Origin of the sequence: Ensifer sp. ZNC0028 (assembly GCF_000799055.1) — a bacterium.
Lineage (GTDB): Bacteria > Pseudomonadota > Alphaproteobacteria > Rhizobiales > Rhizobiaceae > Ensifer.
Genome location: NZ_JTLA01000131.1, coordinates 65,416 through 74,236, shown reverse-complemented (window position 1 = coordinate 74,236; position 8,821 = coordinate 65,416). Strand labels below are relative to the sequence as shown.

The following is an 8,821-nucleotide window of genomic DNA, read 5'->3' as shown; positions in this document are numbered from 1 at the left end:
GTCTTCTTCAACCTGGTGGCGCTCGTCGTTCTGGTCGGCGGCATCATGTACCTCAACCAGTTCCGCGAGGGACTGATCGATGCACGCGTCGAAAGCCTTTTGACCCAGGGCGAAATCATTGCCGGCGCGATCTCGGCTTCCGCTTCCGTCGATACCAATTCGATCACCATCGATCCCGAAAAACTGCTGGAACTGCAGGCCGGCCAGAGCATCACGCCGCTGCCGAGCGACGAGGATCTCGACTTCCCGATCATCCAGGAACGTGTCGCGCCGGTTCTGCGCCGGCTGATCTCGCCGACGCGCACCCGCGCCCGCCTGTTCGACGCGGACGCCGACCTCTTGCTCGATTCGCGCCATCTCTATAGCGGCGGCCAGGTGCTGCGCTTCGACCTGCCGCCGATCGAGCCGGAATCGACGGGCATCGGCGAAAAGCTCAACAGCTGGCTGAACAAGCTTTTGCAGCCGGGCAACCTGCCGCTCTACAAGGAACCGCCGGGGGGCAACGGCGCGATTTATCCCGAGGTCACCAATGCGCTGACCGGCGTGCGCGGCTATGTCGAGCGCGTCACCGAAAAGGGCGAACTCATCGTTTCGGTGGCGGTTCCCGTCCAGCGCTTCCGTGCCGTTCTCGGCGTGCTCCTGCTTTCAACCCAGGCCGGCGACATCGACAAGATCGTGCAGGCCGAGCGCCTCGCCATCATCCGCGTCTTCGGCGTCGCCGCCCTCGTCAACATCATCCTGTCGCTGCTCTTGTCCTCGACAATCGCCAATCCGCTGCGCAGGCTCGCGGCAGCAGCGGTGCGGGTGCGCCGCGGCGGCGCCAAGGAGCGCGAGGAAATTCCCGACTTCTCCTCGCGCCAGGACGAGATCGGCAACCTTTCGGTCGCGCTGCGCGAAATGACCACCGCGCTCTACGACCGGATCGCCGCGATCGAGAACTTTGCCGCAGACGTCAGCCACGAGCTGAAAAACCCCCTCACCTCGCTGCGCAGCGCCGTCGAGACACTGCCTTTGGCGCGGACCGATGAATCGAAGAAACGGCTGATGGATGTCATCCAGCACGACGTCCGGCGCCTCGACCGCCTGATCAGCGACATCTCCGACGCCTCGCGTCTCGACGCGGAACTTGCCCGCAGCGACGCCAAGACGATCGATCTGGAAAAACTTCTCGGCGACCTCGTCGATATCTCGCGCCAGGTCCGCAGCAAGAAGAAGTCGGTGCTGCTCGATTTCGTCATCGACCGCAAGGACAGCCCGAAGGCGCGTTTTGCCGTCAGCGGCTACGACCTGCGCATCGGCCAGATCATTACCAACCTGATCGAAAACGCCCGTTCCTTCGTGCCTGAGGACGGCGGGCGGATCGTCGTGCGCCTGACGCGCTCGCGCTCACGCTGCCTCGTCTATATCGAGGACAATGGTCCCGGCATCCAGGCCGAAGACATCGACCGCATTTTCGAGCGCTTCTATACCGACCGTCCGGAAGGCGAGGACTTTGGCCAGAATTCCGGCCTCGGCCTGTCGATCTCCAGGCAGATCGCCGAAGCCCATGGCGGCACGCTCAAGGCCGAGAACATCGCCGGACCGGATGGCCGTATCACGGGCGCCCGCTTCATCCTGTCCCTTCCCGCCGAGCCGCACGCGTGAAAACAGCCCGCGCCAATGTCCACGGCACTGCAATCGTGCTCGGGACGCGCGGCTTCCTGATCACCGGCCCGTCCGGCTCCGGCAAATCCAGACTGGCGCTCGCATGCATCACGACCGCCCGACAGGCCGGACATTTTGCAGCGCTGGTCGCCGATGACCGGGTGGATCTTGCGCTCGAACACGACCGGATCGTCGCGCGCTGCCCGCCCTCCATTCACGGCCTCATCGAAATCCGCGGTGCCGGCATCGGCACGATCGAAACCGTGCCCAGCGCGGTGATGGACTGGGCCTTGCTGCCCGTCAGCGCCCCATTCGACCCGCGCCTGCCGCCTGATGACGAGACATTGCCCCTGCCACTCGGGCGAGCATTGCCGATTGTTCGCGTTCCCGTTGAAGATGGCGCACAGGTTCTCAATATTTTGCAGGCGCTCATCGCTGAAAAAATAGGTTTCTAGCCCGATTTACCGTCAGCGCGACCGGTTTTTCGGCTTTTTTGGCTTGCACTTCCCCTTTTCCTTGCCAAGATGCCCTCCCCAACAGGTGGACGAAATTGCTGCATTGCGATATCTGGCCATCAGTGAATTGCGTGTGCAGTTGGAGCGAAGATACCCATGATCGGACTTGTGCTTGTCACCCATGGCAAGCTGGCTGAGGAATTTCGACATGCGCTTGAGCATGTTGTCGGTCCGCAAAAAGCTATAGAGACCGTCTGCATCGGCCCCGAGGACGACATGGACCAGCGTCGGCAGGATATCCTCGACGCGGTCACCAATGTCGACGAAGGCAACGGTGTCATCATCCTCACCGACATGTTCGGCGGGACCCCCTCCAACCTCGCCATCTCGGTGATGCGCAGCGGCACCGTCGAAGTGATCGCCGGCGTCAACCTGCCGATGCTGATCAAACTCGCCGGCGTGCGCGGCGAGAGCGACATGGACAAGGCACTGGTCGAGGCCTCGGAGGCCGGGCGGAAGTACATCAACGTCGCCAGCCGCGTCCTGAGTGGCAAATAATGGATCACCGCCCCGACATGTCGCTGACGCGCGAACTGCTGATCATCAACAAGCGAGGCCTGCATGCGCGGGCGTCAGCAAAGTTCGTGCAGACGGTCGAGGCCTATGACGCCGAGATCACCGTCTCGAAAGACGGCATGACCGTTGGCGGAACCTCGATCATGGGGCTGATGATGCTGGCCGCCAGCACCGGCTGCAGCGTTTGCGTGACCGCCAGCGGCGCGCAGGCCGAAGAGGCGCTGAATGCGCTCGACGCTCTGGTCGCCGACAAGTTCGGCGAAGAAATCTGACAGCAATATAAAGATATAAAGACTTCTTTATATCACGGTTGCTCTTCACCCTGAATCCTGATAGATCGGTCGCACTCTCACCGCGTCGTATAGGCGTGGGAGGCATAATCGCGCCGCGGAGATGGCCAAGGCCGCGCGGCTTGAAGAGATCAGCCCGGAGAACTCCATGACCACCACTCAGGACTACATTGTCGCCGACATCGGACTCGCCGATTTCGGACGCAAGGAAATTGCGATCGCCGAAACGGAAATGCCGGGCCTGATGGCCTGCCGCGAAGAGTTCGGCGCTTCGAAGCCGCTGAAGGGCGCGCGCATCACCGGCTCGCTGCACATGACCATCCAGACCGCCGTCCTCATCGAGACGCTGGTTGCCCTGGGCGCCGACGTGCGCTGGGCTTCCTGCAACATCTTCTCGACCCAGGATCATGCCGCAGCCGCAATCGCCGCCAGCGGCGTTCCGGTCTTCGCCGTCAAGGGTGAAACGCTCGAAGAATACTGGACCTACACGGACAAGATCTTCCAGTGGGCCGACGGCGGCGTTTCCAACATGATCCTCGATGATGGCGGCGACGCCACCATGTACATCCTGCTCGGCGCCCGCGCCGAAGCCGGCGAGGACGTGCTTTCGAACCCGGGTTCGGAAGAAGAAGAAATCCTCGTCGCACAGATCAAGAAGCGCCTTGCCGCTTCGCCGGGCTGGTTCACCAAGCAGCGCGACGCGATCAAGGGCGTGACCGAAGAAACCACCACCGGCGTCAACCGTCTGTATCAGCTCCAGGCCAAGGGCCTGCTGCCGTTCCCGGCGATCAACGTCAACGACAGCGTCACCAAGTCGAAGTTCGACAACAAGTACGGCTGCAAGGAATCGCTGGTTGACGGTATCCGTCGCGGCACCGACGTGATGATGGCCGGCAAGGTCGCCGTTGTCTGCGGTTACGGCGACGTCGGCAAGGGTTCGGCTGCCTCGCTCTCGGGCGCCGGCGCCCGCGTCAAAGTCACGGAAATCGACCCGATCTGCGCCCTGCAGGCTGCCATGGACGGTTTCGAAGTCGTTCAGCTCGAAGACGTCGTTTCTTCGGCCGACATCTTCATCACGACGACCGGCAACAAGGACGTCATCCGCATGGACCACATGCGCGAGATGAAGGACATGGCGATCGTCGGCAACATCGGCCACTTCGACAACGAGATCCAGGTCTCGGCTCTGCGTAACCTCAAGTGGACGAACATCAAGCCGCAGGTCGACATGATCGAGTTCCCGAAGGGCAACCGCATGATCCTTCTGTCGGAAGGTCGTCTGCTCAACCTCGGCAACGCCACCGGTCACCCGTCCTTCGTGATGTCGGCCTCGTTCTCCAACCAGGTCCTGGCTCAGATCGAGCTCTTCACCAAGGGTGAGAAGTACAAGAACGAAGTCTACGTCCTGCCGAAGGCGCTCGACGAGAAGGTCGCTCGCCTGCACCTCAAGAAGCTCGGCGCCAAGCTCTCGGAACTTTCCGAAGAACAGGCCGACTACATCGGCGTGAAGACGCAGGGCCCGTTCAAGGCTGAGCACTACCGGTACTAATCGTTACCCGGGCAATCCACAACATCTTGTGGCCGCGTTCTTGACAAGAGAGCGCGGCCGCTTTTTTGGGCCTCTCCCTTCCCGACGATTCGACTAGGAAGTATGCTCTAACCCATTGATTCGTGATGCCGGTGCGGACCTTGGGCATCGCGGATGGGATGTCTTGTCGAATTAGCGGCAAACAGACGGAGACAGACCGGGGATGCAAGCGGAACTGACGCGGACCCTTGAACAGGGCCCCGGTGGAACTGTGCAAGGCGCAGCAAGGCCGGCAGCACCCTTCGGACAGACGGGGATGGCAGCGCCATGAACAAAGACCAGACAGATTTTCCGGCCATCCGCCGCAAGGGTCCGAAATTCCTGCGCCGCCTTTTGGCCGGCACCACGCTTTTCACCGCCACCGACGCACTGGCTCAGGTTGTCCCGCAAAAGGCCGGCATCTTCGGCTCGTCGGAGGTCGTCACCTTTTCCGTGCTGATCGGCGTCATTTCCGCCGCGATGATCTCGGCGATCTGGCTGATCCGCCAGCGCGGCAACATCGAGGCCGAAAACCGCGAGCTTAGGTCCGACCTTTCCGACGCCAACCAGCGCCTCTCGCGCTACCAGGCACTGGTCGCCGACAAGAACCGCCGGATCGTCATCTGGGACGGACTGCTTGAACGCGCCGAACTGCTCGGCCAGCTGCCGGCGGAAACCGGCGCGCCTTCCGACGATCGCGACTTCCTGGCCTTCGGCCGCTGGGTCAAGGCGCAGTCCGCCGGCGAGCTGGAAAAATCGATCGAGGCGCTGCGCACCCAGGCCCGCAGCTTCGATCTCGTCATCGAGACGCAGCGCAACGAAGTGCTTGAGGCCCAGGGACGCGTTTCCGGCGGCCGCGCCTTCGTGCGCTTCATCGCGCTCAACAACATGCGGGCGGAGCTTGCCGAACTGAAGCTCGAACACGATCGGCTCAATGCCGCGCTTCGCTCCTTTCATACGCTCCTCGACGCGATCGACCTGCCCGTCTGGCAGCGCGGCACCGACGGCGCGCTCGTCTGGGTCAACGAAGCCTATGCCGACGCCGTCGAGGCGCCCGATGTCGCCACCGCCGTCGCGGAGAAGCGCGAGCTGCTTGCGACCGTCGCGCGCGAAAAAATCCGGTCGGTCTCGACCTTCGATACGCCTTTCCACGACAAGGTCTCGACTGTCGTGCGCGGCAACCGCACCTTCTTCGACGTCGTCGATGCCCGCAGCGCTGCCGGTTCGGCCGGTATCGCAGTCGATATCTCAGGCATCGAGGCCGTGCGCGAAGAGCTCAACCGCACGCTCAAGAGCCATGCGGAAACGCTCGACCATCTGGCGACGCCCGTCGCGATCTTCGACGGCAACCAGCGTCTGCAGTTCTACAACCAGGCCTTCCAGCGCCTGTGGAACCTCGATATCGGCTTCCTGGAGCGCAAGCCGGACAATGGCGAAGTGCTCGATCGGCTGCGCGCCGGCGGCCAGCTGCCGGAACAGCTCAACTGGAAACAGTGGAAGGCGAACGCGCTGTCGGTCTACCAGGCGCTCGATACGCAGAGCGATCTCTGGCACCTGCCGAATGGACAGACGCTGCGCGTCTTTGCCACCGCCCGTCCGCAGGGTGGCGTTACCTGGGTGTTTGAGAACCTGACCGAGAAGGTCGATCTCGAAACGCGCTACAACACGCTCGTCCAGGTCCAGGGCGAAACCATCGACCATCTCGCCGAAGGCGTGGCGGTGTTCGGGCCTGACGGCCGCATCCGCTTGTCCAACCCGGCCTTCCGGGCGATCTGGGGCATCAGCGAAGCGGAAGCCAAGCCTGACACCCACATCCGGGCGATCGAGCAGGCTTGCCTTCTCTCGTACGACCGGCCGGACGGATGGAAGCGCTTCACCCACATCATCACCAGTTTCGACGACGAACGTCCCTCCAGCCGCGGCATCCTCGAACTTCGAACCGGGCTGATCCTCGACTACGCCGTCATTCCGCTGCCGAATGCCCAGACGATGCTGACCTTCGTCAACATCACAGACAGCGTCCGGGTCGAGCGCGCGCTCACCGAAAAGAACGAGGCGCTGCGCAAGGCGGACGCGTTGAAGAACGACTTCGTCCATCACGTTTCCTATGAACTGCGCTCGCCGCTTACCAACATCATCGGTTTCGCCGATCTCTTGAAGACGCCTGCCTTCGGCGACCTCAACGAGCGCCAGGCCGAATATGTCGACCACATCGCCACCTCCTCGTCGCTGCTTCTGACGATCGTCAACGACATCCTCGATCTTGCGACCGTCGATGCCGGTATCGTCCAGCTCGACCTCTCCGACATCAGCCTCACCGACTTCCTCGACGACATCGCCCATCAGATGGCCGACCGGCTGATCGAGAGTGGCGTCACGCTCCGGATCGCAGCACCCGACAATCTCGGCCGGATGGTCGCCGATCAGCAGCGCCTGAAGCAGATCTTCGTCAAGCTGCTCACCAATGCCGCGAACTTCGCGCCCGATGGCAGCGTCATCGAACTGGCATGCCGCCGCGAGGGCAGCGACTTCATCTTCTCGGTCTCCGACAGCGGCCCCGGCATTCCGCAGGACGTGCTCGACACCGTCTTCAACCGCTTTGAAAGCCACGGCCAACGGGGCGGCGCCGGGCTCGGGCTTTCGATCGTCGAGAGCTTCGTCAGCCTGCATCACGGCACTGTCGCGATCCGCAGCAAGGAAGGCGAAGGCACCGAAGTGACCTGCCGCATTCCCTCGGCCGACGTGCCCTCAACCGTCGCGGCCGAATAATGCCGGCGATCGAACGCCATCTTGCGGACGAGGCGGCAACGATCGAGCTCGGTGAAGACCTGGCGCTCGCCCTGAAACCTGGCGACTGCGTCGCCCTTTCGGGCGATCTCGGCGCCGGCAAATCCACTTTGGCACGCGCGTTTCTCAGAGCCGTCGCCGATGACGACAGCCTGGAAGTGCCGAGCCCAACCTTCACGCTGGTGCAGAGCTACGACCTGCGCATTCCCGTCGCGCATTTCGACCTTTACCGGCTGGCCGATTCCAGCGAACTCGACGAACTCGGCTTCGATGAAGCCCTTTCGCAAGGCATCTGCCTGGTCGAGTGGCCGGAACGGGCGGACGACGCCCTGCCCTCAAGCCGCATCACCCTGTCTATCACCCACGAGAAGGACGGGCGACGCGTCGAAATTTCGGCGCCTGACGACACGCTGCAGCGCATCGCCCGAACGCTGGCGATCCGCGCGTTTCTCGATACGAACGGACATTCGAAAGCGCGGCGCCGGCACCTGAGCGGCGACGCCTCGATCCGGGCCTATGAGCGCATTTACCCGGCGGACGGTTCCGTTAGCCGGATTCTGATGGATTCGCCGCGGCACAAGCCGGGCCCGATCCTTCAGGACGGAAAGTACTATCAGCAGCTGGCGCACATCGCCGAGGATGTCGTTCCCTTCGTCGCCGTCGACCAGATGCTCATTGCCCGCGGCTTTGCGGCGCCTGAAATCTACGCCCGCAATCTCGATGAGGGCATCCTCCTGATCGAAGACCTCGGCTCGGGAGGCGTTCTCGATGCGAACGGAGAACCGATCGACGAACGCTACATCGAGAGCGCACGGCTGCTTGCCCGCCTGCACGCGGAACGGTCCGAGGCCGAGATCAGCGTCGAGCCGACTGTGATCCACCGCATTCCGGACTTCGACCGGACGGCGATGAAGATCGAGACACGGCTCCTGACCGACTGGTATCTGTCCTGGAAACGCGGCGCGCCGGCAAGCGACGACGAGAAGCGCGAATACGGAGAGATCTGGGACGGCCTGATCGACCTCCTGCAGACATCCGAAACGAACCTGCTGCTGCGCGATTTCCACTCTCCGAACATCATTTGGCGTGGCGACCGCGAAGGCCTGGACCGGATCGGTCTCATCGACTTCCAGGACGCAATGATCGGCCCGACCGCCTATGATGTCGCGTCCCTGGTGCAGGATGCCCGCGTCACCATCGCGCCTTCGCTCGCAAGCCGGATGATGGAGACCTATCTCGCCGAACGGCGCCCCAGCGGCAGCTTCGACGAGGCAACGTTCCTGCGCGACTGGCACCTGATGTCGGCACAGCGCAACTGCAAACTCGTCGGCATCTGGGTGCGGCTGATGCAGCGCGACGGCAAGCCCGGCTACATGAAACACATGCCGCGCACTTTCGCCTATCTTCAGGCGGCGCTTTCACATGAATCGCTGAAACCCTTGCACGACTGGTGTATGAAGACCGGAATCCTCGTTTCCGAATCAGCGAACTGACAGAGAATC

General features: G+C 62.7%; 7 protein-coding genes. All 7 read left to right on the top strand.

Going from position 1 to position 8,821, the window contains the following annotated elements; translation table 11 throughout:
• The coding region (locus L981_RS28160; RefSeq protein ID WP_043624344.1) for a sensor histidine kinase at positions 1 to 1,644 on the top strand (1,644 nt) is incomplete at its 5' end.
• Entirely contained in the window at positions 1,641 to 2,099 is a 459-nt protein-coding gene (locus tag L981_RS28155; protein ID WP_043624333.1) for an HPr kinase/phosphorylase, read from the top strand. The genes L981_RS28160 and L981_RS28155, both read left to right, overlap by 4 nt.
• Positions 2,100 to 2,255: 156 nt before the next feature.
• On the top strand, positions 2,256 to 2,657 hold the full coding sequence (locus L981_RS28150; RefSeq protein ID WP_034801684.1) for a PTS sugar transporter subunit IIA: 402 nt from the start codon (positions 2,256 to 2,258) through the stop codon (positions 2,655 to 2,657).
• Positions 2,657 to 2,947 (top strand): HPr family phosphocarrier protein, encoded by a 291-nt coding sequence (locus L981_RS28145; RefSeq protein ID WP_043624332.1) that lies wholly within the window; start codon positions 2,657 to 2,659, stop codon positions 2,945 to 2,947. Before L981_RS28150 ends, L981_RS28145 begins: the two co-directional genes overlap by 1 nt.
• Positions 2,948 to 3,113: 166 nt before the next feature.
• On the top strand, positions 3,114 to 4,514 hold the full coding sequence (gene ahcY / locus L981_RS28140; protein ID WP_034801698.1) for an adenosylhomocysteinase: 1,401 nt from the start codon (positions 3,114 to 3,116) through the stop codon (positions 4,512 to 4,514).
• Positions 4,515 to 4,820: 306 nt separating this feature from the next.
• Positions 4,821 to 7,301, top strand: a complete 2,481-nt coding sequence (locus L981_RS28135) for a PAS domain-containing sensor histidine kinase (RefSeq protein WP_043624331.1) — start codon at positions 4,821 to 4,823, stop codon at positions 7,299 to 7,301.
• Positions 7,301 to 8,812 carry a tRNA (adenosine(37)-N6)-threonylcarbamoyltransferase complex ATPase subunit type 1 TsaE gene (gene tsaE / locus L981_RS28130; protein WP_043624328.1) on the top strand — a complete coding sequence of 504 codons (1,512 nt, stop codon included), beginning with the start codon at positions 7,301 to 7,303 and terminating at the stop codon, positions 8,810 to 8,812. Before L981_RS28135 ends, tsaE begins: the two co-directional genes overlap by 1 nt.
• The last annotated feature ends 9 nt before the right edge of the window (positions 8,813 to 8,821 follow it).

Bases quoted from the DNA above. Each gene is read 5' to 3' on its own strand.
- L981_RS28150 (WP_034801684.1), top strand. From the start codon at position 2,256: ATGATCGGACTTGTGCTTGTCACCCATGGCAAGCTGGCTGAGGAATTT.
- L981_RS28145 (WP_043624332.1), top strand. From the start codon at position 2,657: ATGGATCACCGCCCCGACATGTCGCTGACGCGCGAACTGCTGATCATC.
- ahcY (WP_034801698.1), top strand. From the start codon at position 3,114: ATGACCACCACTCAGGACTACATTGTCGCCGACATCGGACTCGCCGAT.
- L981_RS28135 (WP_043624331.1), top strand. From the start codon at position 4,821: ATGAACAAAGACCAGACAGATTTTCCGGCCATCCGCCGCAAGGGTCCG.
- tsaE (WP_043624328.1), top strand. From the start codon at position 7,301: ATGCCGGCGATCGAACGCCATCTTGCGGACGAGGCGGCAACGATCGAG.